Source organism: Adlercreutzia agrestimuris (assembly GCF_943193125.1).
GTDB lineage: Bacteria > Actinomycetota > Coriobacteriia > Coriobacteriales > Eggerthellaceae > Xiamenia > Xiamenia agrestimuris.
Genome location: NZ_CALPCX010000002.1, coordinates 522,877 through 547,355, shown reverse-complemented (window position 1 = coordinate 547,355; position 24,479 = coordinate 522,877). Strand labels below are relative to the sequence as shown.

The following is a 24,479-nucleotide window of genomic DNA, read 5'->3' as shown; positions in this document are numbered from 1 at the left end:
CGGACGCATAAGCTGCGTCCGATTCCAGAGGGAGAAAATAAAACGAGTAAATGCAGGATGTACTAAACTGTAGGAATATACTCATTTACAGCATGTTCAGCTGCCCAGTAACCCGACACACGCGCCCAAAGCTGCGTTGAACCAGGAGCGCACGAGACGTCATAATACGGACCAAACAGCGCACCAGCATCCGAACCACCAGCGTAAAGACCAGGAATAGGCTTGAAGTCTTCATGAATAACACGAGCATATTCATCAACTTTTAAACCACCAACCGTGTTATAGAACGCAAGCACTGTCTTGAATCCATAATAAGGAGGCGTATCCATCTTGCGCAGGAACTCTGCTGCCTTCAAGAAGTCATGATCATAGCCATCGTCACAATAACTGTTGTATTTCTCAATCTCTGCTTTCATTGCCGTGGGGTCAAGCTCCAGCTTTTCAGCAAGTTCTTCAAGGGTATCAGCTTTTACAACGCGAGGATTATCGCGTACAAGCGCCTTATCAATCTCTTCCTGGAATTGAGGTACTGGATCTCCTGGCTCAAAGTAATTCGCACGGCGCGTTACAACACCTTCGCTCATGATCTTGTCCACAAATGCTTGATCAATGACCGTGTAAATATGCTCTTGCTGGCATCCAATATTTCCTGAAAGCGTCCAGTCTTTAATAACGCTCTCATCGCAGAAACGACGAGCATCCTGATTCAAAAAGATTGTGTCAGCTTGGTTAGCACCGCAAATTGTCAATGCGCCTTTATTGTAGTGACCAGGCAAAATGGGACTGCAATAGTTGATAGCACTTGGGTGGTGCAATTGTGCACCAAGCGCAAGACCCATGGTCAGACCATCACCACGCTGCGTACCCATAGTGCCGCGTGCAATAACACGATCATACTTAACGTGCGTATAGCGCTCAAACATTTCTGGGTTCGCCGAGAAACCACCTGTGCACAAGTCAACTGCTTTAGCATTAACTTGAATGATGTCACCCGTACGAGTTTTACACAACGCACCTGCAACCGCTCCATTTTCATCAGTGAGCAACTCATAAGCACGTGCGTCAAAGATGAACTGCACACCTAAGTCTTGTGCCAATTCATACATCTTCATGATGGCAACCATGCCACCAGATTCGCCGTTCTCGCCATGGTCATACTTACCTTTAGCGTTATAGGTAATACCCTGAAAATCAGTGGTCCATGCACGTACTTTTTCGCCATCATTAGCAAAACGACGCGTAACAATAGCATTGCTTGCATAGCGATGGTATGAAGCCAAGCCATCATAGAAATGATCAGCTGCACCAACGTTTTCAAGAGCGTTGTCAGTACCCATAGCCACGTTGCCAATGTTTTCAACATAGCGCGAATTACCACCAACACCGTTTTCGGTCACAACATCCACCAAGATGACGCTTGCGCCTAATTCTGCTGCACGCGTAGCTGCACACAGACCCGTTGTGCCTGATCCGCACACCATAAAGTCACAATCATAGGTGGCGGTGATATTTCCAGATGAAGCCTCAGATTCACTATTGTCTGCTTGTTCATCTGCATATGCTTTTGGTGTTAAAGAAAGCGCACCTGCAGCAAAAGCGGCTGCACCAAGGGTTGTCGTGCCAAGCAGGAAGCTGCGGCGTGATAAGTCTTGTTTCATGATTAATCTTCCTTTCTTCCCTATTGGCCTATTCAAATCCGATCCAGCCCTCAGGCAGATCCATGTAATGGCAGGTCACGCAATTGAGTACCGGCTGACCGTGCATGGAGTGACACTGACCACAATCTACATCGCCACGATGGTTGTCATGGACGTTATAGAGTCCCTCGGGGTTATAAACCGTCTTGTCGCCATCTAAAATGGTGGTGTCTTTAATCTTGTCCCAATTGTGGCAACCTTCATTCAAGCAAAACTCGCGAGTAGCAATAGTCTCCTCAGCAGGTGCCATCAGCTCAGTAAAGCTTCCAACATCTTTCATCGTTGCATCGTCGTGGCAGCTTTCGCAAGTATTACCCAGCTGCTTATGCATAGTAATTAAGGTTGCCGGATCCTCGTTCTCATAGCTTGCAACATAAGGGTCATCCGGATATTGCGCTACAACTGCATCCCATCCACCTTCACCTGTGTTGCTCAATGATTCTGAAGACGGAGAGCATGCCCACAAAGCGCCCATGGCACCAACCAGAGCAACTGTGACTGCACCCCAAAGCATTGATTTCGCTTTCACCTTACATCCCTTCCTCTCGTACTCGGTTTCCCTTTTTTATCGCTCTAAACTCCTTGCCTCAATGATGATGCGCCTTTAACGATTAAGCACTGCAAAGAATTTTGGAGTGATATCAACTGCATTCAATTGTGGATAGTTTTCATGGGGCTGACACCTCATGAATCATGGTGAAATGGTCTGAAACCATGCATTTTTTGACCCCATAAAAGCAGGGGAATTTATGGGGGCGTTTTCATATACTGCGCTGATCTGGTATTTCATAAACTCGCGAGCAAGAAGCCTTACGGCATACTTATAGATGTAAAGCAACTTTCAAGTAGAATGTCAGTAGCGTGTTTTGAGGGAAGCATGTAAGGGGATAGTTCAGATGCATGAGGGAGAGCGTCATGAACCAATTATCAAAAACACATTCAATTATTGCGTTAGTAGGACTTACATTTAGTTGGGTTTTCTTTCCACCCGTTCTCATGAGTGGCTATTTCACCTCTATGCCAGCCTACACATTTGCCAACGAAACCATTCTTGGTTTTTGCGTCTTATTCTTCTTGCTTGCAGTAACCGCCAGACGCCAGCTTGAGTATTTCATCAAACACCACCCGGTTTGTATGATAGGAGCCATCTTTGGAAGTCTTGTTGGGTATGGCATACTTTTAGCGCTCATTCCTTTTGGCTTCAATAAAGCCGCAATACTCTTTGCTGCTTTTTTACTGTCTCTTGGCTACGTGGGGCTCATGCTGTGTTGGATGGTTCTGCTTGGCCTTCTTGACTCCAAACAGATAACCCTCCTTTTGTTTGGTTCCGCTGTTGGATATGCCGCTTTAACGCTTGGCAATTTTCTTCCCCTTGAAGGGCGCATGCTTTTGTGCGGATGCTCAGCCTCCCTTTCAGGTGTCTGTTGGATTATCACCTGGAAAGAAGCGAAAACATTTCAAACCGCAAAACCATTTAGCTATGATTTAGCAGCTCTTCGCCATGGACCTTATTTGATGTTAGGAATCCTGTCAGTTTTACTTATTGGTGCGCGCATCGTCACCGGTTTGTATTTCAGCCTAGAGAACGATCTTTCGTTTGGCGAGATGCTTATTCGATGCTTCTCTATTGCAGCTGTCATGGCATTTTGTATTTTTGAGGCAAAAAGAGACGTACCATTAGAAGAAGAATATCGAAGCACTTGGATTCCTGCGGCGGTTTTGTTTTTGCTCGGCGCTATGATCCTTATTGGGATGACAGGTCGTGCAGAACTTGCAGGCTTAGGAATTACCCATGGCGCCATCAACTGCTTTGAGGTGCTTGGTTATCTCATCATGTTTCAGTTCATTAAAAATGATCGCGTTTCCCCCATTATGGTTGTCAGCCTTGGCATGATTGTTTTTAAAGTGCTTCCCATCTTTTTGCAACGCATTGTTTTTCCGCGCATGACAGCATCACTTGGCCTTACGTCAGGAGACTTTGTACCCGTTATCATTCTTATGTCCATGGCAGTTGTCGTATGTGCACTAGCCTTCGGGAATCACCGAGCCACCTCCAATGAAATACAAGTGCTCTCGCAACCAGGAAACACCGATAAAGATGAGACAAGCACTGCACCACAAATGCCATTGAGTTTTGAAGAGTCATGTCTTCGTCTTGCTGAAGAAGGAAGCCTCTCAACGCGCGAAACGGAAATCATGCTTCTCATTGCACGTGGTAACAGCCAAAAATACATTTCTGAGGTGCTGTATTTAGCGCTTGGCACCGTGCAGTGGTATGCAAAAACTATTTACAGAAAACTTGATGTTCACTCCAAGCAGGAGCTCATTAATCGGGTGCATGATCAGATGGAGCTTCCTCCAAGTGAGCATCCCCACAGCTAGACCGGAAACTAAGAAACCTTACGGGCGAACGCCTCTCCAGGTCACAACCGCCACACTTCCAAGCAACACCACTAAAAGAGCAATGGATATAGGCACAATCAAGCTTGTTTGCTGAGATATAAGCAAATGCTGCAAATAAAGCGTATAGACGCTTAATTCAAATTCACATAAAACCATGACGCCTACAGACGTTTTATACCAGCGAAAATTAGTTGAACCAGCAAGCTTTGGTGGTGCATTCCATAGCCGCGGCGGTACAAAATGCCCCACTCCGCTGATAAGAGCAAAACACGCAAGCATGATAAGAGGGATAAAAACATATGTCCATGGTGAACCATATGAGTCCGGTTGACCATTAAAACCAAAATGCGTGGGTACCTGATCAGGCATCATTTTGATCTGAGATATCGTATAGATAAGGCTGACAATGAGAAGAAGCCACGAAACAAATTCCACCACACGGAAAAATGGTGTGAAATATTGTTCGTTTTGGCGTGGCACGATGCCTCCTTTGATAACCGTTTAAAGCATTATAGCAATAACCCTTATATTCATTCCTTACAACACCTAAGCCAAGCCTCTCATTTGATTTTAAAATGTCCTTGAAACATACGAAGGTTTATAAAGTGTTTATCTCGTTCAACCCTATCAAGACAAGACTCTGTTAGCATAAAACCACTGCGTCCCTTCTCTTGAAAAGGCAAGTTATTAACTATGAATGAAACAGCCATTCTTGATGCGCTGCAAACTATACATACTCCCGCCCTGGACTCATTCGTAGCAGCATTTACCTGGATGGGAAATGTTGGCCAACTCTGGATTGTGCTTGGCATTGTCTTAGTCTGCATACCACATACACGTAGATTGGGTGCAGCGGTTCTTATTGCATTTGGACTTGGCACTCTTATCACAAGCGGTATCATCAAACCTCTTTTGATGCGACCGCGCCCCTGCGATATTAACCCTGCTATTCAGCTGATTGTGGATAGGCCATTTGGATCATCTTTCCCCTCAGGACATACCACCTCAGCATTTGCCAGCGCATTCGCTCTTTTCTTCATGAAAAACCCTCGTGCTCCCAAAGCGCTCATCATTGTTGTTTTTATCCTTGCAGCCTTTATGGCATTTACGCGCTTATATTGTTATGTTCACTACCCAACCGACGTCTTAGCTGGCATTCTTGTTGGTTTATTCTCGGGCTTTCTGTCTGCAAAAATCCTGAGTGCCTACAACACTAATCATCCCATTAAGGAGCAGTAATGAATATCTCTCACGACATCATCAATCAACCAACTTCAGACGAAAACGAATGCGCATGTTCTAGCTCTATTCCCGACAAAACAGGCTTTTCTATTCCGGCCGATGTCACTACCGAACAGCTCAAGGACCTCTTTGGTGGTGACTTGTTTGCCACAAAGCGCGTAGGTTGCGTGCCCGTTAAAGGCGCAAAAGGCTATGGCGTTGCTGAACTAGAAATCACCGAAACACACAGAAACGCGTTGGGCAACGTAATGGGTGGCGCCATTTTTACTCTCTGCGATTTTGCGCTTGCCATAGCAGCAAACGTTGGCGAGTGCCCCACTATCTCAATCCAGTCTTCCATTAGCTATCTTCGCACCAGCCACGGAAATAAGCTCACTGCAACATGCACCTGCGACAAATCGGGTAGACATGTTGCTTTTTATACCGTACGCGTAGTTGATGACCTTGACGTTGAGGTTGCTCTGATGACAGTTACAGCATATCGTTAAGCGTAGTGATACACCTTTCGCAAGCCAAACATAAATGAGGCCGTAAGAATCAAAGCACAGCTTTCAGCCACAATTATGGCGCACCATACACCATCAATACCCCACCATAAGGGAAGCAACATGACCGTTGATGTCTCAAAAACAAGCGTGCGCATGAAGCTAATTAACGCCGAAACTAAACCGTTGTTAAGCGCAGTAAAAAATGCCGAACCGAAGATGTTGAAGCCACAAATAAGATATGCGCCCGAATAAATGCGATATCCATGAATAGTCATCTGAGCAAGCGCAGGGTCATATCCCACAAATACCTGTGCTAATTGAGGCGCAAAGAGCTGCGATGAAACAAACATTACAATGCCGGTAATACCAACTAATTTGAGGCTCTTTTTGAAGAGGTTTTGCAACTCGGAGGCGTTTTGAGCACCATACTGGTAACTAATAACTGGTCCCGTACCCATGGCAAAGCCAAAAAAGATTGCCACGAAGACGAAGTTCATATACATAATCACGCCATAGGCAGCTACACCATCAGCGCCTGCAAGCTGCATAAGCTGATAGTTATACAACGTGCCCACAATTGCAGCTGCAACCTCAGTCATAAGCTCAGAAGAGCCGTTTACACACGCTCTTCCTAAAGCGCGCAAATCAAAGAGCGGTTTGTCAATAGCAAGCTGATCTTGACGGTGTGTAACAAAGTAAGCAACCGAAGCAATTGCTGCCACAATCTGGCCCGAAATAGTAGCCAGTGCAGCGCCTTCTATACCCCATCCAAACAATGCAATAAAAACGTAGTCTAAGACAATATTAGTGATGCCTGCTCCAAGCGTAACCCCCAAACCAATATGCGGTTTCTCAGAAGCAATAAAAAAGCTTTGCGAAACCATTTGCACCACAAAGGCAGGCAGCGCGAGAAATAAAATACGTCCGTAACTAGTAGCAAGACTCAAAAGCGTATCGCTTGCACCAATCAATACCAAAACGCGTGGCAAAACAAACCAACCAACACACGCAAGTGCAGCTGCCACACACGCAGCCGCAATCACAATAAAGCCAAAGAGCCTACCTGCCCGTTTTTTATCACCCTCCCCCAGCGTTTTTGCAACAAGAGCTGCGCCACCAGTACCAAACATAAAACCGACGCAGCCAAAAATCATCACCATTGGGAAAGCAAGATTAACCGCTGCCAAAGCATCTTTGCCTGCCAAATTGGACACGAACAAACCATCCACCACGCTATAGATGGAAGTAAATATCATCATGACAATTGAAGGCAGCGCAAAGCGAATCAGCCTTCGGTAAGTAAAGTGATCAGAGAGTTTAATATTCATAGGTATATGCTTTCGTAATCTTATATATGCTTTTCGTTAAAGTGCTTTTGCGATGCTATTGGGAATCTAAAACATGAGCAAACTTATCCTGAAGACCCTTGAGATAGAGGGTAAAAAGACGAAGAAACTCATCGCACTCCTGCTTTGACATGACACCAAACGCAGCTTCTTCGGCAGCTTGAATAGGCTCTATACAGCGCTTCGCAAGAACATGGCCCGTATCGGTGAAATAAACACGAACCACTTTACCCTGCGCTTTGGTATAAAGATATCCCTGCTCCACCATTTTTCGAATAGATGAATGTACCGTTTGTTTAGGGAGTCCTGTAAAGGTGCAAATCTCTTTTTGTGTGCACCCGAGATCGGAATCATAGATGGCATACAAAATATTAAAGGCGCTATCAGATAGCCCCAACCGATCAGCAACGTGATGATAGAGTTCATTCTCTTTACGGAAAAGCTCATTGTAAGCGCGAAGTGCGCCTGCCATTTGATTTTGCATAGATATCCCCATTAGTCCGATTTCGTACCATTACATAATAGTACGATATCGGACTAACGCAAGAGAACGCACAAAAGCTTCAAACCACGGTGTTATTCAAACACACTTGCGCTGCAAGTCAGCTATGCGTTCACACGCTCAAAGAATGCAAAGGCGTTATCAAAGAAGATTTTACGGGCAAGGTCTTCACCAAACTCGTCGGACAACAGCGCAAAGAGATCCCCTATTTTGTCACAAGGCTCCAGCCACAGAGGTACATCGCAACCATCATAATCACTGCCCAGCGCAAGAACGTCTTCACCTGCAACTTCAAGAATATGATCTACGTGGCGCAATACGTCAGTTTTCGTTGGCAAAGCATGCATATCCGAGAGAAAGTCTCGACAGAAATTAAGCCCCACAACTCCACCTCGTTCGGCCAACTCACGTAGCTGCCAATCTGCAAGGTTGCGAGGGTGCCCACATACACTACGCGCGTTTGAGTGCGAAGCGACAAAAGGCTTTGTGGCCACCCGACAAACGTCTTTGAAGCCTTCGTCGTTGAGGTGAGATACATCAATTGCAATATTGCGTGCCTCAAGTTCGCGGATCATCGCGCGACCAAACGATGAAAGCCCATTGCGCGTATCATGTCCGCTACCAAGTGCATTTGGACCATTCCAGGTGAGCGTTATCATGCAAACGCCCTTTTCAGCAAGTTCATCCAAACGCGACTCTGCGTCTACCTCGTTCGACAAAAAAGGTGCACCCTCAATGGTTAAAAGTGCCGCTGTTTTACGCTCGGCTAATACCGCGCTCACCTCACAGGGAGAAAACGCCTGTTGCACAAGCGATTCCCACCGCTGCATCTGGTCTGAAAAATAGTCGTACATACGCTCAAAAAAATCCCAGGCTTGATTAGCGTCTTGCCCGTCAGGAACAAAGATAGCGAAGCACTGACACCAAGCATATGAGCTCATACGCGCAAGGCTGATGTGAGCATCGTTATCATCAAGCGAACGCATGCGCTCTAAATTACCACCACTAAACTGCTCAGCAAAACCACCCAAATCATTTGGTTCATGCACCAACACCAACCGATCTAGCGTGTCGCAATGCAGGTCAAACACCCGCAGGCGCGAATCTAATACGGCAAGATTATCTAAACCGACCCCGCTTACCTGCGCCAAAAGACGCGCTTCATCTGCGCCGAGCGTATCCAGTGTGGCAAAGCTCCCTTGATGCGTGTTTGCCTGAGATGCATGTGCCATATCTACTCCTCCATCTCGCGCAAAAATGCCCCGACGCGCGGTAACAAATTGTCGTCTTCTCCGAGCTTAAAGTAGCGAAGTGGAAGCTGAAGTTTGCGTTTGTCGGCAAGATATCTTCCCCCTGCACGACGAATTTCAGTCAGCTTTGATTTTGGAATATCAATTGGTTCTACCACCAACTTGCCTCCAGTTACAGAGACAGTCTTGATGTAGTGCTCGTGAGCAAACGCCTTAATACGTGCCTTTTCAAACAAGTTAATCGTAGCTTGCGGCATATCGGGCCGTTTGGCTACCAGGTCATTAAAGACGTCTTCTACTGCAGCAAGAGTATCAGCCGAAGCAATGCGCCTATACCACAAGACACGCTCATCTGCATCAGGCACATAATCTTCGGGAAGATAGGTATGACCCGGAACATTGACGGTAATATCTGAAAGCGCTGGCGGTAAAGCTTCCAGAGCCTTCAGATCACCTTCGCGCGTAGCATTAACTGCCTGTGCCAACATTTGGGCAAACAGATCAAAACCAACCGCAGAGATGTTTCCTGACTGTTCAGCGCCAAGCATGCTTCCCGCACCACGAATTTCCAGATCGCGCATAGCAATTCGCATACCGCTTCCTAAATCTTGGAATTCGGAAAGCGCCGTCAAACGTGCTTGTGCCTCTTCGGTGAGCGGCACATTGTCGGGGAACATAAAGTAGGCATATGCCTGTGTTGAGGAGCGCCCGACACGACCTTTCAGCTGATAGAGCTGCGCCAACCCCAAACGCTGCGAGTCTTCGATAATAAGCGTGTTGGTATGAGGATTATCAATGCCACTTTCAATAATTGTTGTAGCTACCAACACATCCAGATTACCTGCAGCAAATTCTTCCATAACGCGCTCAAGTTCCTCTTTGGTCATTTGTCCATGAGCAACCCCCACGCGCGCCTCTTCGGCAGCTGCCACCACACGCGATACCGCATCATCAATTGAGCGCACGCGATTTGAAACATAATAAACCTGGCCTTCGCGCGCAAGCTCTCGCCTAATAGCCGCACTCACCAGATCAGGATCCCATTCGCCCACGTGCACTTCCACCGGACGACGCTCGTCAGGAGGAGTCAAAATGAGACTCATATCTCGCACGCCCGACAAGCTCATCTGCATAGTTCTCGGAATAGGAGTTGCAGATAACGTAAGCACGTCAATAGATTCGCGAAGGTGTTTTAATTGCTCTTTATGACCAACCCCGAAGCGCTGCTCTTCATCAATAATGACCAAGCCCAAATCATGAGGATTCACATCACGACTCAACAGGCGATGTGTGCCTACTAAAACATCCACCTCGCCTTCTTGAAAACCGCGAAGTGCTGCTGCTTGCTGAGCTGCACTGCGAAAACGCGAAAGCACCTCCACGCGCACGCCAAAGGGATCAAAACGATCTTTGAACGAAGTATAGTGTTGCTGTGCGAGAATTGTTGTTGGGCAAAGCACCATGACTTGCTTGTGGTCTTGCACCGCTTTAAATGCAGCACGAAGCGCAACTTCGGTCTTTCCAAAACCAACATCACCACAAATAAGCCTGTCCATCGGTTTAGCCGATTGCATATCAGCTTTCACATCTGCAATAGCAGCCAGCTGATCAGGTGTTTCCATATAAGGGAACGATTCTTCCATCTCACGCTGCTCAACGGTATCAGGACCAAAACGATATCCTTGGACTGTGGCGCGCCGTGCATACACATCCACCAGATCAAATGCAAGTTTTTTGGTTGCAGCGCGCGCTTTGCGCAGAGCACGCGACCAATCTGCCGTGTTCAAGCGCGTCAAACGCGGGCTTGCACCTTCCGGACCCACATAGCGCGTAACGCGATCAAGCTGCTCTACAGGCACATAAAGCTTATCCCCTTCAGCATATTCCAAGAGCAGATAATCTCGCGCCGTTCCATCAACCTCTTGACGAACCAACTCTTTGAAATGAGCCACACCATGCATAGCATGCACGACGTAGTCACCAGGCTTAAAGGGAAAGGTGATCTCAGTAATATCAATGCTTCTATTTTGTCGAGCACTTGAAGCGCCTTGCGTATCATTCATACTGATAATGGCCAGCTTTGCTTTGGGAATAATCATGCCAAGCGGCACATCCACATCAACAACATTGACCACACCACGACGCAGCTTGCGCTTTTCTGCACCAGGCGTTTGTGGCGTTGTGTTTTCTAACACGTCTAAGACTTCGTGTATAGGAAGCCCCTCATCAACAAATGCCAACTTCATATCTTGTCGTGCACGGAAATGGCTTGCACTAAAAACAACGACGTAGTCTGCCTCACACAAAGACCTCAAGCGCCCAAACAGCTTGTCAGGGTGGCCTGCAACATCAACACGTTTAACAGGCAAATCGTCATCAACTGCACTTCCCACTTGCATAATGGAGACATAGGTTGCGCGCTGTCCTTCGCCAAAACTCACATGCGTTGCATCAGCAAAAAGACCCTCAATTCCAATACCAGAACCTTTTGCACGGCTTACGATGTCGTCATACACATGCGTCATGTCATCAAAAAGCGAACGAGGCTCAATCATGCTTACCAGTGCGCCTTCGCACAGATAATCACCCAAGGTCACCGTCTGCTCATAAAGCAGCGTCAACAGCATGTCCGAACCATCAAAACGCAAACCACCATCAAGCTTCTCAAGCACATCTCGCAGCGTCTGGTTTGTGCGCGCCCGTGCCTCAAGCTGCTTTCTGGCGCGCGCAAGTGTTTGAGGGGTAGCCGCATATTCAATAACGGGATATATCTCAATCTGATCTAAATTAGAGATTGTTTGCCCTGTTGAAGGAACAATACGGCGGATTTCATCCAGCTCATCACCGAAGAAATCAAGCCGTACCGGATAGACAGTGTTACCAGGAAATACATCAATAGTACCTCCGCGCACCGCAAATGTACCCGGCCCTTCAAGCTCTCCGGTGTTTTGATATCCGCGCGCCTCAAGCGCGTAAGCCACATCCTCAAAAGATGCAGGATATCCATACGCTAAGGCGTTTTCAGCATTGGCTGCTGCCGCATCTTCAAGTTCAGTACCTGCAGTAAAAACAAGTGGAGCAGAAACGCGCGCCTCAACAGGAGCAAGTTGGCGAACCAACGCACGCGCACTGGCTACAACCACCACTTCCTTTCCGCTTGCAAGCGCATGAGCCGCCTCCATGCGGCGCGCAACCACCGATGGCTGTGCCGCTTTAGGGATGAAGGGATAGTCCGTGCGCTCAGGAAAGCGCAACACGCGCTCTTCACCAAGATAAGCCGCTACGCTACGCGCAAAAGATACGGCGCTTTCTTCGCCCGCAAGCACTACAAGCGTCGTCTGAGGTTTATGAGCAAAGCGCGCTGCTACCAAAAAAGGACGCGCACTGGATGCAACCCCAAGCGTGCCATCTTCGCCGCTATCAAGTTTTTTCCAAAAAGTTTCAAGACATTCTGACTTTTCCAACACAAATGTCAGCGAATCTATGAGCATGCGCGACCTTTCTTTATTGCCTTGTGCGAAATGCTTTGCGCGCCTTCTTAAAAAGTAGTCACAAAGCTTGTGAATAAACCTTTCGCGATCAGCAAGTTTACCACGTCAGAGCACACTTGTTTGAGCCATGTAATGCATTATCATAAGCGTATTACCAAATCGTAGGAGGATGTATGCCACGCGAAACCCTAACTGCAAAGCGAGAACGTGCTGCCGTAATTGAACAGCGCATGTTTGACTATTATGGTGAAGGTGCGTGCTCTCTTGATTACACCTCCCCCTTTACCCTTACCGTTGCTGTTGTATTGTCGGCACAGTGCACTGATGCAGCCGTAAATAAGATCACCCCTCATCTTTTTGCACGATTCGCAGACCCTGCCGCACTTGCAAGCGCTTCTCTTAATGAAGTTGAGGAAATCATCCATCCCCTTGGTTTTTATCGCTCAAAAGCCAAAAACCTTGTGGCACTTGCTCAAACGCTCTGTTCAGAGTTTAGCGGCGAAGTACCCGCAGACGTTGACGAACTCCAGAAACTTCCCGGTGTGGGCCGCAAAACTGCTAACTGTGTTATGTGCGAAGCATTTCGCGATCCTCAAGGCATTGCGGTGGATACCCATGTGTTTCGCATAGCACATCGCCTTGGTTTCGCTACGCGCAATGATGACACCCCCGCAAAAACAGAAGCGAAGCTTCTCAAACTCTATCCCAAGTCAGATTGGCTGTTTATCAACCATCAATGGGTGCATTTTGGGCGCGAATTCTGTTGCGCGCGCAATCCCCACTGCGCAGATTGCTTTATTGGGGATCTCTGTCCAAGTCGTGGTACGTGGTAAAGGAGCTACACATATGAATTATCGCGTTTTAGGAACAACCAATCTTTCAGTCAGCGAAATTGGCTTTGGTGGCGAATGGATTGGCAAAATGTCAGATGATGCAATTCGCGAAATGATGATTTATGCGTCTGAAAGAGGAGTCAACCTTGTTGATTGTTGGATGAGCGATCCTGCAATACGCGATGCGCTTGGTCGTGGTTTGGCGGGCATGCGCGATAAATGGATCATCCAAGGTCATGTTGGCTCAACTTGGCAAAACGGCCAATATGTTCGCACGCGTGATTTAGATAAAGTGCGTCCAGCATTTGAAGATCTCCTCTGCCGCCTCAATACCGACTATATTGATTTAGGTATGATTCACTACGTAGACGAAATGAAAGATTTCAATGCTATCGTAGAGGGTACTTTTATGGACTACATGCGCACGCTCAAGGAAACGCACGTAATTAAGCACATTGGTCTTTCAACGCACGATGTAGAAGTGGCAAAGCACGCATGCCTGCATCCTGAGATTGAAATGATCATGTTTAGTCTCAACCCTGCTTTTGATTTAGCTCCAGCTCAAACAACACTCGACGAGCTTTATGCGAGTTCTCGAATAGAGGGTTGCAACAACATTGATCCTGATCGCGCTCGCCTCTATGCGCTTGCTGAGCACACCAAAACTGCCATTACGGTCATGAAAGCTTATGCAGGAGGTCGCCTCCTAGACGCACAAGCTTCACCCTTTGGTGTTGCCCTCACTCCAACACAGTGCCTCCACTACGCACTTACGCGTCCTGCAGTGGCAAGCGTTCTTGTTGGAGCCGAGAGCACCGACCAGATTGCTCAAGCCATTGATTATATGAGCGCCACCTCCGAAGAACGTGATTATGCTTCTGTTTTAGCACAAGCTCCAAGCCATGCCTTTGCTGGTCAGTGCACCTATTGCGGACACTGTGCCCCATGCAGCGTCAAGATTAATATTGCACTCGTCAATAAACTTTACGATCTAGCATCGCTTCGCCCTGACGAAAACACAGGCGCACAAACGCATTACACTGAGCTTGAACACAAAGCATCAGCTTGCACCCACTGTCAAGCATGCGAGCCTCGTTGTCCGTTTGGAGTACCTATCGCTCAGAGGATGGATAAAGCAGCCGCTTTCTTTGGGTGCTAGCTCTCTTTGTCACAAGCTGTACCTAATCTGGAATACACCTTGTGGCATAACACAGCACCGAAAGAAGGCAACCTATGCAAATTCACGATATCAGTGCCTACCAGACATCGGCAGAGCATTTCTTTGAGCGACTCCAAGCATGGAAGACAGATCTTGTTCTTGATGTGCGTTTACACAACACCAACCAACTGGCTGGTTTCACCAAAGAACAAGATTTGGATTATTTTGTTCGCGAAATTGAAGATGCAACCTATGTACACGATCCGGAGTTCTCTCCTACCGCAAATGATCTGAGTGCGTACCTTCATAAGACCATGAGTTGGCAAGATTACGCCGCTGCATACAAAAGAGATTTACAAGAGCGAAATGCCGTAGCTGACTTTTTTAAGAAATACGGCTCTTATAACTCAGTTGCAATTGTGGGCACAGCAACTGATAAGCGTCGAAGTCATGCAGAAGTGCTCGTTGAAGTTCTTACTGAAGCGCTTCCTAATTTCTCTTCGTAAGCGGATAACCTAAACGTGCTAACTCTCCGGCAACTGTGTCCACCAAAAGCGGCAATGACGCCTCAACAGCAGGTGTAAGACCAATTGCTAGTTCCGAAGGCGAGGGATTCTCTACTTGCATGCCAAGACAGAGTCCCTGCGCCTCATAACCAAGCAAGAATGCCGCATCAAACAAATCTACAAGCTTCAGATCATGAAGAGATGCCGTAGCTCCACTATGGCGCGCCATAGCATCAGGTTCAAAACGAAAAACGGTTCCCGGAGCTGCGTCGGTTCCGTCAACCGCATCAACCGTAATGATGACGTCATAGTCTCGCACAGCATCAAGTAAATCCATGCTCAAGCATCCCAGGTCATACACATCAACGTTTTCTGGAAAGTCGTAGGAATCAACCAGGGCGTCATATACTGCAGGACCAAGTCCGTCATCTAACATGAGCTTATTGCCAACACAAAACACTGCTATGCGTTTGCTCATTTTTTACTCTCCGATATTCAGATTAGAGACCAGCACGTAAGAAAAGATTGTAATACGTGGCTGACGCAATCATGATAAGACCCACTACAACACTTACTACAGCCCATACCTTTTGACGACGAAGATACGTGGGTTTATCCAATCCTTGAGCTGCTGCTCTATGCGCAGCCAAAGGCTGGCCAATAAGCGAAAAGGCAATAGTGCCCAGCAAAAGTGAAATAAACACCACTAACGCAATGGCAATAGAAAAGAAAGTGCGCTCCGTATAGGCAGCAAAAAAGAGGTTGTCTGCAACCAACCAAAGCGGATAGAACAGCAGTGATACCCAAAACCCATGTGCAGCTCCCCACACCGGCGGCAAAAACAAAGCGCCAATATTGATGCGCGGAATGCCCTCAAGAAATGCCTCTTCTTGCGCAATTTGTTCATCGGTCAATTCAACCATGCTTATCCCCCTACTAAATGACCCTAGCACATGCTAGGGTCATTTAAGTTTACGTGCGTAAGGTGTTGTATTGTAACACCTAAGCTCTTAGGAGCTAGTTATCAATCTTTTCCACGCGGTCAACATGCGGCTTCGGATCTTTACCAACAATGTCGTGGCTGACCGGGTCATATACCAGTCCACCATGTTCTTTGTGGAAGAACATCAAAAGTGTTGGAGAGATACCCTCAACGTTTGCCAGATACATGTGGATCAACATGAAGATGATGAAAATGTACATCATGAAGTAGTGGATGATGCGCATTGACATCAAGCCACCCACCAAGTTGGTGGTAGCCTCAAACGGTGCAAGTGTCATGGTCGGAACCCACAAGCACAGACCCGTCCAGAACATGACGACAATCAAAAACGGAATCAAGATGTAGCTGATCTTTTGCGGAACGCCCAGCTTAGCTCCAAGCGGGTGATCTTTCTTAAGGAACAGGTAGTACTTGATCCATGCGCCAGCCTGATGACGATTGTCTTTTTGCGGCAGCCACGTCTTGATGTCGGTAACCTTCTCACGCGTGCCACCAGTCGGTGCTGATTTAACAAAGAATGCCATAATCACGCGAATGAGGCAGTTGATGAACAAAATAAAACCGAAGAAGACATGAGCGCCACGAGCAATGCCCATAAAGCCCGGCCAGAACGGGAAATGAATGCAAAAACCGGTAACGATCAAGATAACCATAGCAACCAGGTTAATCCAGTGCGTTACAACAAATGGCATGGGATGTGCCTCACGATAGTGTGCCAAATGTGCCATTTATTTCACCCCCCAAGGGCCAGTTACCGTCTCAAAGCTCTTGCCTGTTGCCGGCTCAGTAATATGTACTGCGCAAGCGGTGCAGGGGTCAAAGCTGTGTACTGTACGAAGTGCATTGATTGGCTTTTCAATGTCGCCAACCGGCACGCCAATAAGACCTTGCTCCATAGGACCATGTACACCATCAGCGTTAAGCGGAGCCAGGTTCCACGTAGACGGAATAATGATCTGATAGCCCGTGATCTTGCCATCTTTGATCTCTTCGCTGTGATAGAGAGCGCCACGCGGAGCCTCCCACAGACCCGTACCAGAACCGGTAATACCTTGTGGCTCACGGAAGTATTCACTATCTCCGCTCTTAACAGCTTCGATAAGCTCATCAACCCATTGCTGCATAAGATTTGCAATGTATACCGTCTCAATCTGACGAACAGCGGTACGGCCAAGCGTTGACTGAATCGGTGCAATCTGACCAGGGATGCCCAATGCTTTAAGCATGTCATCAACCATATCGACAATCTCAGGAACGTTGCGCTTGTAAGCAGCAAGTACACGAGAAAGTCCGCCAGCCTCATACGGTTTGCCGTCGTAAGCAGGGCACTTTACCCAGGTATAACGATCGTTGACGTCATATGACGTAAAGTCAGGATCGGTTACGAAGTACGGTGAATTATAGGTGTCATCACCCTTGTACCACGAGTGACCCATGTACTCAGTAATGAGGTGCTCATCAACGTCAGACACGTTGAGGTTCTCATCCAAAACAGCCATCGGCAGGTAACGATCAGCATATTCCATGCTCGGACGCTCAAATACACCCCAAGCAATATAACGACCGCAACCCTTACCAAACTCAAGTGCCTCCGGATAGTACTGAGCCAAAGCCAACGTGTCCGGAATAACCGTCGTGGTAACCCAAGCATGCAGCTCATCAACGAGCGCCTTGAGATCATCCAGCTTTTGCTCAGTGGGAACAAATGCCGTGCCGCCCGGGATAAGGGTCATAATATGAGGCATCTTGCCGCCCAACAGACCAGAGATCTGGGAAGCCTTCGCCTGCATCTGCAATGCCTCAAGATAGTGAGCCGTGCAGATAAGATCAAGCTCTGGAGGAAACTTAAATGCCGTTCCATCCTCAGCATCAAACCAATTGCCTGAGAAAATAGAGAGCTGGCCGTTGTCAGCAAAGTTCTTCAGGCGGTCTTTAAGCTGAGCAAAGTCAGAGTTTGCTGAAGTGCCAGCAGCCTCTGCCAAAGCGTAGGTGTCAGCAATGTCTGCCGTCAAAGCATTGAGCGGATTGACGTAGTCAAGTGCTGCCAAGTTGTAGAGCCACAGGATGTGGCTGTGCAAAAACTGTGCACCCTCAAGCAGGTTACGAATAATACGTGCGTTATTCGAAATGGTAATGCCGTAGGCGCGCTCAGTTGCAATAGATGAAGCATGTGCATGAGAGATCGGGCAAACGCCGCAGATGCGTTGTACGATTTGCGCAGCATCTTCAGGAGTACGATCTTGAACAACGAGCTCCATACCGCGGAAGCATCCACCTGATACCCATGCATCAGATACCTTGCCGTTGGTGACTTCCATCTCAACGCGCAAGTGACCTTCAATACGAGTAATCGGATCAATTACAGAACGTGTCATGCAGCTTACCTCCCCTCATATTTGTCTTCGGCGCTGTCGTACGGATGACCTGCGCTCTCTTCGTATGCTTTTTCAATCTCAGCTTCGCTCAGATCATATTTACCGATGGACTTGTCAGGGTGTTTCTTATCCCAAGCGCGTACCTTCTCAAAGTCAGCGCCACCATCCATGCGGCCAGTAAGCTTCATACCAAAGCCATGAACAACCAAAGCAGCTGCAACCAAACCGGTCAAAGTCAGTGCAATGGTGCCCGGCTGTATAACCCAGTCGCCAATACGCAGGTCACGATGACGCTTGTAGAACGGCGTGTTTACTTCAACCCAGTTTTGTCCCGGGTTCATCGGGTTAGCTTCGCAGCAGCCAATGCAAGGAGAGCCAGCCTGAACACACCAGCTACGACGATTGTTCCACATGGTCACGCCGCAGATTGACTTAGTCTGAGGTCCACGACAACCCATCGGATACAAGCAGTAACCAAGCGCTTCTTCTTTAGAGCCGAATTGATAAACGAATTCGCCATTCTCAAAGTGACCGCGACGCTCGCAGTTGTCATGAATAGTCTGACCAAAGATGTCATTAGGCATATTCATGGAGTTCAAGCGATCAAGCAGTAACGTCATATCCTTCATGATGACAACGTTGACCAAAACGCTCATAAGCCACTCAGGATTTGCGGGGCAACCAGGAATGTTCACAACGGGAACTTCTACGCCCTGTTCCTGGAGGTATTGCTGCACGCCCAAAGCATTAGATGCATTTGGATGAGCAGCACACCATCCGCCGTTAACTGCGCAAGAGCCAAGTGCAACAACCGCATTGGCATTAACCGCAGCCTGAACCAGCGTCTCGGTACCAACCTCTTCAGCAGCGCGCAATGCATTGCCATCCCAACCCTTCAGCACAGCGCCTTCGTAAATCAGTACGTAGTCGCCTGCTTCAATGGTCTGAGCTTTCGCTTCTTCTACAGAATGACCAGCAGCTGCAGAAAGCGTTTCGGAATAGTTGAGGGAGATCATCTCCAATACAACCGTTCCAGCGTCCGGCGTTTCCATTTGTGCAAAGGATTCAGTACAACCTGTGCACGATGCACCCTCAATCCAAATGACCGGGTACAAATTTCCCTTGGTAGCGCCGATAACCGACTGCTCAAGGGCGTGGGCAACCTTCGGGATTGCAACCTCAGACAAACCAGCTGCAACCGCGACGGCTCCGCAGAGCTTCATGAAATCTCGACGTGATACTCCACGAGCATCAAGCAGATCATAAAACTCACTACGGCAAGCCTCATTTCCCATGCGCACACCTCCTTTAGGTGCTCCTCGTCTACACATACTTTTGCTATTCTCCACAACCTTTTAATCTGCGTAATGTACGCATTTGCGAACGCGATGTTTAACCTACAAACGGCGATAAAATGTTACACAACCCATAAGGCGTAACATGTTTATATGCACAATTATCAATCAAACAGCTGATTTTGATGCATTGCAAATACTCATTAGAATTCTTTTATGCATTGACTTCACCCAAAAATGCAAAGCCTTACGCAAGTCAACCCGCTCCGTTCTACGTAAATCACCATCACGACAAGATTAAATAAGGCTATGATGACAACTGATCAAGTTATATCGCACTTACTGCAAAGGAATAGGCACAATGACCACTTCGTCAACTTTTGCTTACTTAGGACCTCAAGGCACCTATACTCATGAGGCTGCACTTGCGTTCGCAACGCGCATGGGCATTGAAAACCCCGACCTTTTAGAGTGCTCCTCGTTTGACGAAGTTTTTGAGTGCGTTGACCGTGGTAAATGCGAGTTTGGCGTAGTTGGCAAAGAGAACGCTTTAGAAGGACCAGTAACCGCCACACTTGATAATTTCGCACTGAAAAGTACCGCCACTATTCTTGGCGAAGAAGTGGTAGACATACACCACTGCCTCATAATGCATCCCGAAGCGCGTATTGAAGATATCACGTGCGTTGCGTCGCATGCGCAAGGCATAGCACAGTGCAGGCGCTTTATTAACGAACAGCTTCCGGGTCGCTCAACCATCATTACTTCATCAACAGCTGATAGCGTGCTTAAAGTAATGAAGGACAAGTCAATTGCCAGCATTGCCAACGCTTTTGCTGCGCAACGCTATGGTGCAAAGGTATACACCAGCGAAATTGAAGATCATTTCGGCAACCAGACCGTCTTTGACCTCATTGGCAGACAAGGTCATCCGCAAGTCTTTACCGGGGATCATTACAAGACAAGTATTGCGCTGTTTATGCAACAAGACCGAGCAGGTACCCTCAATATGATCTTGTCTGAGCTTGCCTACGCAAACATCAATATGACGCTCATTCAGTCACGCCCTACCAAGCAAGCGCTTGGAGACTACATGTTCTTTATCGAATTTGAAGGAAACGTCAACGAGCCCCATATCCAAACGGCACTCAACTGTTTGCGCTTGAAGCTTCGCGAAGTAAAGATCCTTGGCAGCTATCCTATGTAGCCCAAATGCTCAAGCAAAATCTTGAGTCCAATAAGAATTAAAACCACGCCACCTACGATGCTGGCAACCTTTTCATAGCGGCTTCCCACGGTATGACCAATTACCACGCCTAACACCGAAAGGACAAAGGTAGTCACACCAATGAGGGTGACTGCAGGAATAATAGAAACTTGCAAGAAGGCGAAAGTGATACCAACTGCAAGCGCATCAATAGAGGTAGCAATAGCAAGCATGACAAGCTCGCGATAATTTATTGTTTGGTCTACAGGACACGATAACTCTTCACCGTCCTCATGAAAGGCATCAAAGAGCATCTTTGCGCCAATAAATGCCAGCAAGAAAAAGGCAATCCAGTGATCAATGGGCGTGATAAAGCTTTCAAATTGCTTGCCTAAAAACCATCCGAGCAGCGGCATAACAGCCTGAAATACACCGAAAAACAAGCCGATTATTACCGCTTGGCGCATGTTGAGTCGTTTCATGCATAAACCTTTGCAGATTGACACCGCAAAAGCATCCATAGAAAGCCCAATTGCAATAAGAAATAATTCTACAAAACCCATCTTTACTCTTAACGCCGTACGCCTTCGTTATACGCTACGCCATAAAGGTATTACCTTCGCGAGCAAAAAAACCTTCATTCACAAGATCATTGAGAATACCTTCAACCTCGGATTGCATAAGTGCATCTCGACCATGCTGTTTCTCAAATGTTGCAAGCTTGAGCACAAGGTGTTCAAGATCAATTCCCGGTTCAGCCAGCACTTCGCGTACTAAGAAAGCACGCTTTTGGCGTCGTGAACCCTCAAAGGTTGACTGCTTGGTGTAATGAGCACTTCTGCGCGACGCATTACCACTTGTAGCTTTAAGATGCGCACCGTAATCAAGAAGCGCGTAATACCATGAACGCGGATCATCAGTTGGGCACGTTTGCTCAATGTAGGGAATAAGTTGCTTATCAGAAACTCCCTCTTCATGGGGAAATAGCTCATGGAGAAAGACGCATCGTACATTCGTCTCTAAATATACGCTAGGAAGATTGTAGGCAAATGAACGTACGCCAGCAGCCGTTGCCGGACCAATTCCTGGAAGAGCCAGAAGCTCATCATGGTCTTTTGGCAAAACCCCGCCATATTCTTGCGAACAAATCTCAGCACAGCGCTTAAGTGCAAGGGCGCGACGGTTATAACCTAATCCCTGCCATTGTTCTAAAACGGTTGCCTGATCTGCAGCAGCAAGTGCATCAAGCGTGGGAAAGAGCATCAAAAAGCGTTCCCACTTACCAAGCACGCGGCTTACCTGGGTTTGTTGCAGCATAACCTCAGAAACCAACACTGCATAAGGGTCATCAATATAGCGCCAAGGTAATACGCGCTGATACTTTTGACCCTCGGCCTTAACTTTATCTACGAATGCGTCTAAGCGCACTCCGTCTCTCTTTCAAAACTAGGCTTTTCGCTCAAAAAACCCGCGCAAGCCTGCTCAAAGGTGATGGTGTTTGCATCAGCATCCTTTGCAGACTCACTGCTCCTAACAGAAAGCGCTTGCTGGACAACAGGATTTTGACCGCCCATTTCAATGATATCTTTGAGACTAATTGAGGCGAAATAAGCATTAAGCAGCTGATCAGCACCCCGCCATAAGCTGTTATAGACGCATGAGTCACAATTCTCACAGTATGTTGAATTATGGACGCAGGTAGATACCGAAACCGGTCCCTGAATTACCTCAAGAACATCTTTAACCGAAACATGAGCAGGATCGCAGTTTAAAGCAAGACCGCCGCGAGCACCTCTCACGGTCTTGATAAGACCACCTTTGACCAAATCATGCTGGATACTTCGTGCGAATGCATAAGGAATACCTTCGCGCTCTGAAATGTCAGAAACCGAGACATATTCTTTTCCGCACTGGCACGCAACACGCAAAATGCGAAACGCATAATCGCATCGACGAGTAACGTCCATCCTTTATTCTCCCTCTCCATCTAAGATGTCTTCCAGGTGTTCCAGCGAAGCGCTGAAGTCTTTCAGTACAGCATCCTCTAAAGCTTTGTATTCATCTGAATCAAGTGGCTGACATGCAGCCAGTTTATCAAACAAATTATCCCTGGTGACTGGGATATACGAACGTGACACCAAAGAGGCCTTATATGCCTCCTCAAGTGCATCTCGTGCTGCCATATACAAATCAAAACGCGCCAAATTCGCCGAATACCGCACCAGATCATCTTCGTTGATACCGCGCATTGAAGGATGGTCACATGCAAGTTCGTGCCAGATTTGGCGACGCTCTTCATCGGTAGGTGAAGAAATATCCACAATGGTAAGTGGCTCAAGAAGCGTATAGAAGAATGGATCAATCTCAGTAGTTTGCGCCGCGGAAGCAAACACATACACTTCAGGATTATCTACAGCAGCTCGAATCAAGGCTACCGCTTCACGTGCCCCCCGATTTAAGCTTGCGAGCATAAGCCCATTGAGTTCTTCGGGATTCAGATCAGTTGAAGGCGCAACCCACTCGTCTAAATCTTCAAGAACAAGAATGCCCGGACCGTCAAATGACATACGACTAGGCACAAACTTCGCTTGAGTATCCGCTTGAGCCATCACACAAAGTACAGGATGACCTTGGATGTTCTCTTCCATGCGCATGCGCACAGCCGGAAGCCCAAGCTCCCCCACAGTAGCCATCACAAAACGATCTGCATCTTCACGCACGCTTGAGCGAAAAAGCATAGAGTCAAGGGCTGGCGCGCTATCCACCCCGTGACGAGCGTTGAGCAGGGTTACAAGATCCTGATAAGACTCATCGTTTTTCATACCAACGCCAAGATCGCGCATTAATTCAACGACGCGATCATAGCCTACAAGATCCTTATAAGTAAGGTGCTCAGGATAAATACCTTCTTGCGTTTTTGAGGCAGCTTGCTTTGCTGTCCCAAAAGAAGGGGTTGCAACAGACTCTGTCTTAGCAGTTTCAGCTTGCGCATCGGATTGCGCGTTCTCGTTTAAACCCTCAACAGGATTTGCCCCAGCTGACACATCAGGCATCTTTCCCATGGTGTTTTTGAGCTTAGGGAATCCTGGTGACATAAACGATGGTGGTACTTGGTCAATCTTCACAATGCGAGCATCACCAAACTCAAGAAGATCCTTTGAGATCATATCGGTCATATCTTCAAGTTCTTCACGAGACAGACCAAACTCTTCCAACTTATCAAGTGCAAGCTCTTGAAGTTGGTGGGTGCATTGAGACATTTCTTCGCTACTAAGATAAGGTGCAAGTCGTTCAAAGATATACTCAGCCATCGAACGCTCTTTGAGCTCACATGCCAACTCCCACGCATGACGTAGACCCAAAAGCGCAGCATCCGGAATCACTGATCCAGATTCTTTTCGGGCGCGCTCAAACGCGGTGAGGTATAGATGCATACTCAGCTGCAAATCTCCTGTGGCAAGCGCGGCTTGTGCACGTGTTAGATATTCAGCATAAGAAACGTCCCGCTCATTATTGTGGCTGGGAGAATTATTTGCGTTGTTTTCTAGCATGACCCAACCTCCTTAATGATGTTGAGACGAATATGTACAAGTTATATAAAGGAATATGCTACTAGTTCTACACACAATTATTCGTTATTCTACCTGACTCGGTAGAATTTCGCACCTATTGTGTAGCAATT

The 24,479-nt window shown here is 47.4% G+C and carries 23 protein-coding genes; 7 read left to right on the top strand and 16 right to left on the bottom strand.

The window, feature by feature from the left end:
• Positions 1-62: 62 nt before the first annotated feature.
• Positions 63-1,658, bottom strand: a complete 1,596-nt coding sequence (locus tag NFR28_RS05525; protein ID WP_251178824.1) for an FAD-dependent oxidoreductase — start codon at positions 1,656-1,658, stop codon at positions 63-65.
• Positions 1,659-1,686: 28 nt separating this feature from the next.
• Positions 1,687-2,226 (bottom strand): cytochrome c3 family protein, encoded by a 540-nt coding sequence (locus NFR28_RS05520; RefSeq protein ID WP_251178823.1) that lies wholly within the window; start codon positions 2,224-2,226, stop codon positions 1,687-1,689.
• A 386-nt stretch (positions 2,227-2,612) separates the two neighbouring features.
• On the opposite strand from NFR28_RS05520, the gene NFR28_RS05515 reads away from it, so the two are divergent.
• Entirely contained in the window at positions 2,613-4,079 is a 1,467-nt protein-coding gene (locus NFR28_RS05515; protein ID WP_251178822.1) for a helix-turn-helix domain-containing protein, read from the top strand.
• Positions 4,080-4,097: 18 nt separating this feature from the next.
• Here the strand turns inward: NFR28_RS05515 and NFR28_RS05510 are convergent, their stop codons facing one another.
• Positions 4,098-4,580 carry a DUF1648 domain-containing protein gene (locus NFR28_RS05510; protein ID WP_251178821.1) on the bottom strand — a complete coding sequence of 161 codons (483 nt, stop codon included), beginning with the start codon at positions 4,578-4,580 and terminating at the stop codon, positions 4,098-4,100.
• Between the two features lie 213 nt (positions 4,581-4,793).
• Between NFR28_RS05510 and NFR28_RS05505 the strand changes: the two genes are divergently transcribed.
• Positions 4,794-5,339 carry a phosphatase PAP2 family protein gene (locus NFR28_RS05505; protein WP_251178820.1) on the top strand — a complete coding sequence of 182 codons (546 nt, stop codon included), beginning with the start codon at positions 4,794-4,796 and terminating at the stop codon, positions 5,337-5,339.
• On the top strand, positions 5,339-5,830 hold the full coding sequence (locus NFR28_RS05500) for a PaaI family thioesterase (protein WP_251178819.1): 492 nt from the start codon (positions 5,339-5,341) through the stop codon (positions 5,828-5,830). The genes NFR28_RS05505 and NFR28_RS05500 overlap by 1 nt, the downstream gene beginning before the upstream one ends.
• On the opposite strand, the gene NFR28_RS05495 is transcribed toward NFR28_RS05500, so the two are convergent.
• The 4 genes from NFR28_RS05495 to mfd all read right to left on the bottom strand — a co-directional run bounded on the left by NFR28_RS05495 (position 5,827) and on the right by mfd (position 12,419).
• Positions 5,827-7,158 (bottom strand): MATE family efflux transporter, encoded by a 1,332-nt coding sequence (locus NFR28_RS05495; RefSeq protein ID WP_251178818.1) that lies wholly within the window; start codon positions 7,156-7,158, stop codon positions 5,827-5,829. The genes NFR28_RS05500 and NFR28_RS05495 overlap by 4 nt on opposite strands.
• 55 nt (positions 7,159-7,213) lie before the next feature.
• On the bottom strand, positions 7,214-7,660 hold the full coding sequence (locus tag NFR28_RS05490) for a MarR family winged helix-turn-helix transcriptional regulator (protein ID WP_251178817.1): 447 nt from the start codon (positions 7,658-7,660) through the stop codon (positions 7,214-7,216).
• Positions 7,661-7,782: 122 nt separating this feature from the next.
• A complete protein-coding gene (locus NFR28_RS05485) occupies positions 7,783-8,910 on the bottom strand; it encodes a dipeptidase (RefSeq protein WP_251178816.1) in 1,128 nt (375 codons plus the stop codon).
• Positions 8,911-8,912: 2 nt separating this feature from the next.
• Entirely contained in the window at positions 8,913-12,419 is a 3,507-nt protein-coding gene (gene mfd / locus NFR28_RS05480; protein WP_251178815.1) for a transcription-repair coupling factor, read from the bottom strand.
• 173 nt (positions 12,420-12,592) lie between these two features.
• Between mfd and nth the strand changes: the two genes are divergently transcribed.
• From nth to NFR28_RS05465, 3 genes are all read left to right on the top strand, one after another.
• The gene (gene nth, locus NFR28_RS05475; protein ID WP_251178814.1) at positions 12,593-13,252 is read left to right on the top strand and encodes an endonuclease III; all 660 of its coding nucleotides are present in this window, start codon (positions 12,593-12,595) and stop codon (positions 13,250-13,252) included.
• Positions 13,253-13,265: 13 nt separating this feature from the next.
• Positions 13,266-14,411, top strand: coding sequence for an aldo/keto reductase (locus NFR28_RS05470; RefSeq protein ID WP_251178813.1), 1,146 nt, complete (start codon positions 13,266-13,268; stop codon positions 14,409-14,411).
• 74 nt (positions 14,412-14,485) lie between these two features.
• The gene (locus NFR28_RS05465) at positions 14,486-14,917 is read left to right on the top strand and encodes a DUF488 domain-containing protein (protein ID WP_251178812.1); all 432 of its coding nucleotides are present in this window, start codon (positions 14,486-14,488) and stop codon (positions 14,915-14,917) included.
• Here the strand turns inward: NFR28_RS05465 and NFR28_RS05460 are convergent.
• The 5 genes from NFR28_RS05460 to NFR28_RS05440 all read right to left on the bottom strand — a co-directional run bounded on the left by NFR28_RS05460 (position 14,901) and on the right by NFR28_RS05440 (position 19,590).
• Entirely contained in the window at positions 14,901-15,395 is a 495-nt protein-coding gene (locus NFR28_RS05460) for a hydrogenase maturation protease (protein WP_251178811.1), read from the bottom strand. The two genes, NFR28_RS05465 and NFR28_RS05460, sit on opposite strands and share 17 nt — an antisense overlap.
• A gap of 22 nt (positions 15,396-15,417) precedes the next feature.
• Positions 15,418-15,840, bottom strand: a complete 423-nt coding sequence (locus NFR28_RS05455; protein ID WP_251178810.1) for a viscotoxin-A3 — start codon at positions 15,838-15,840, stop codon at positions 15,418-15,420.
• Between the two features lie 94 nt (positions 15,841-15,934).
• Positions 15,935-16,648 carry a cytochrome b/b6 domain-containing protein gene (locus tag NFR28_RS05450; protein ID WP_251178809.1) on the bottom strand — a complete coding sequence of 238 codons (714 nt, stop codon included), beginning with the start codon at positions 16,646-16,648 and terminating at the stop codon, positions 15,935-15,937.
• Positions 16,649-18,295 (bottom strand): nickel-dependent hydrogenase large subunit, encoded by a 1,647-nt coding sequence (locus tag NFR28_RS05445; RefSeq protein ID WP_251178808.1) that lies wholly within the window; start codon positions 18,293-18,295, stop codon positions 16,649-16,651.
• 5 nt (positions 18,296-18,300) lie between these two features.
• Positions 18,301-19,590 carry a hydrogenase small subunit gene (locus tag NFR28_RS05440; RefSeq protein ID WP_251178807.1) on the bottom strand — a complete coding sequence of 430 codons (1,290 nt, stop codon included), beginning with the start codon at positions 19,588-19,590 and terminating at the stop codon, positions 18,301-18,303.
• A 361-nt stretch (positions 19,591-19,951) separates the two neighbouring features.
• Here NFR28_RS05440 and pheA point away from each other — a divergent pair, with 361 nt between their 5' ends.
• Entirely contained in the window at positions 19,952-20,797 is an 846-nt protein-coding gene (gene pheA, locus NFR28_RS05435) for a prephenate dehydratase (RefSeq protein WP_251178806.1), read from the top strand.
• Here pheA and NFR28_RS05430 read toward each other — a convergent pair.
• From NFR28_RS05430 to NFR28_RS05415, 4 genes are read right to left on the bottom strand one after another with little or no spacing between them, the layout of a single operon-like run.
• Complete coding sequence (locus NFR28_RS05430; protein ID WP_251178805.1) at positions 20,785-21,360, bottom strand: manganese efflux pump MntP; 576 nt, start codon at positions 21,358-21,360, stop codon at positions 20,785-20,787. The two genes, pheA and NFR28_RS05430, sit on opposite strands and share 13 nt — an antisense overlap.
• 34 nt (positions 21,361-21,394) lie before the next feature.
• Positions 21,395-22,225, bottom strand: a complete 831-nt coding sequence (locus NFR28_RS05425; RefSeq protein ID WP_251178804.1) for an HhH-GPD family protein — start codon at positions 22,223-22,225, stop codon at positions 21,395-21,397.
• On the bottom strand, positions 22,216-22,764 hold the full coding sequence (locus NFR28_RS05420; protein ID WP_251178803.1) for an RrF2 family transcriptional regulator: 549 nt from the start codon (positions 22,762-22,764) through the stop codon (positions 22,216-22,218). The genes NFR28_RS05425 and NFR28_RS05420 overlap by 10 nt, the downstream gene beginning before the upstream one ends.
• A 3-nt stretch (positions 22,765-22,767) precedes the next feature.
• Positions 22,768-24,348 carry a ribonucleotide reductase subunit alpha gene (locus NFR28_RS05415; protein ID WP_251178802.1) on the bottom strand — a complete coding sequence of 527 codons (1,581 nt, stop codon included), beginning with the start codon at positions 24,346-24,348 and terminating at the stop codon, positions 22,768-22,770.
• Between the last annotated feature and the right edge of the window lie 131 nt (positions 24,349-24,479).

Excerpts from the sequence above, each read along its gene's own strand:
- NFR28_RS05525 (WP_251178824.1), bottom strand. The coding sequence starts at position 1,658 with ATGAAACAAGACTTATCACGCCGCAGCTTCCTGCTTGGCACGACAACC.
- NFR28_RS05515 (WP_251178822.1), top strand. The coding sequence starts at position 2,613 with ATGAACCAATTATCAAAAACACATTCAATTATTGCGTTAGTAGGACTT.
- NFR28_RS05505 (WP_251178820.1), top strand. The coding sequence starts at position 4,794 with ATGAATGAAACAGCCATTCTTGATGCGCTGCAAACTATACATACTCCC.
- NFR28_RS05500 (WP_251178819.1), top strand. The coding sequence starts at position 5,339 with ATGAATATCTCTCACGACATCATCAATCAACCAACTTCAGACGAAAAC.
- NFR28_RS05495 (WP_251178818.1), bottom strand. The coding sequence starts at position 7,158 with ATGAATATTAAACTCTCTGATCACTTTACTTACCGAAGGCTGATTCGC.
- NFR28_RS05490 (WP_251178817.1), bottom strand. The coding sequence starts at position 7,660 with ATGCAAAATCAAATGGCAGGCGCACTTCGCGCTTACAATGAGCTTTTC.
- NFR28_RS05485 (WP_251178816.1), bottom strand. The coding sequence starts at position 8,910 with ATGGCACATGCATCTCAGGCAAACACGCATCAAGGGAGCTTTGCCACA.
- mfd (WP_251178815.1), bottom strand. The coding sequence starts at position 12,419 with ATGCTCATAGATTCGCTGACATTTGTGTTGGAAAAGTCAGAATGTCTT.
- nth (WP_251178814.1), top strand. The coding sequence starts at position 12,593 with ATGCCACGCGAAACCCTAACTGCAAAGCGAGAACGTGCTGCCGTAATT.
- NFR28_RS05470 (WP_251178813.1), top strand. The coding sequence starts at position 13,266 with ATGAATTATCGCGTTTTAGGAACAACCAATCTTTCAGTCAGCGAAATT.
- NFR28_RS05465 (WP_251178812.1), top strand. The coding sequence starts at position 14,486 with ATGCAAATTCACGATATCAGTGCCTACCAGACATCGGCAGAGCATTTC.
- NFR28_RS05460 (WP_251178811.1), bottom strand. The coding sequence starts at position 15,395 with ATGAGCAAACGCATAGCAGTGTTTTGTGTTGGCAATAAGCTCATGTTA.
- NFR28_RS05455 (WP_251178810.1), bottom strand. The coding sequence starts at position 15,840 with ATGGTTGAATTGACCGATGAACAAATTGCGCAAGAAGAGGCATTTCTT.
- NFR28_RS05450 (WP_251178809.1), bottom strand. The coding sequence starts at position 16,648 with ATGGCACATTTGGCACACTATCGTGAGGCACATCCCATGCCATTTGTT.
- NFR28_RS05445 (WP_251178808.1), bottom strand. The coding sequence starts at position 18,295 with ATGACACGTTCTGTAATTGATCCGATTACTCGTATTGAAGGTCACTTG.
- NFR28_RS05440 (WP_251178807.1), bottom strand. The coding sequence starts at position 19,590 with ATGGGAAATGAGGCTTGCCGTAGTGAGTTTTATGATCTGCTTGATGCT.
- pheA (WP_251178806.1), top strand. The coding sequence starts at position 19,952 with ATGACCACTTCGTCAACTTTTGCTTACTTAGGACCTCAAGGCACCTAT.
- NFR28_RS05430 (WP_251178805.1), bottom strand. The coding sequence starts at position 21,360 with ATGGGTTTTGTAGAATTATTTCTTATTGCAATTGGGCTTTCTATGGAT.
- NFR28_RS05420 (WP_251178803.1), bottom strand. The coding sequence starts at position 22,764 with ATGGACGTTACTCGTCGATGCGATTATGCGTTTCGCATTTTGCGTGTT.
- NFR28_RS05415 (WP_251178802.1), bottom strand. The coding sequence starts at position 24,348 with ATGCTAGAAAACAACGCAAATAATTCTCCCAGCCACAATAATGAGCGG.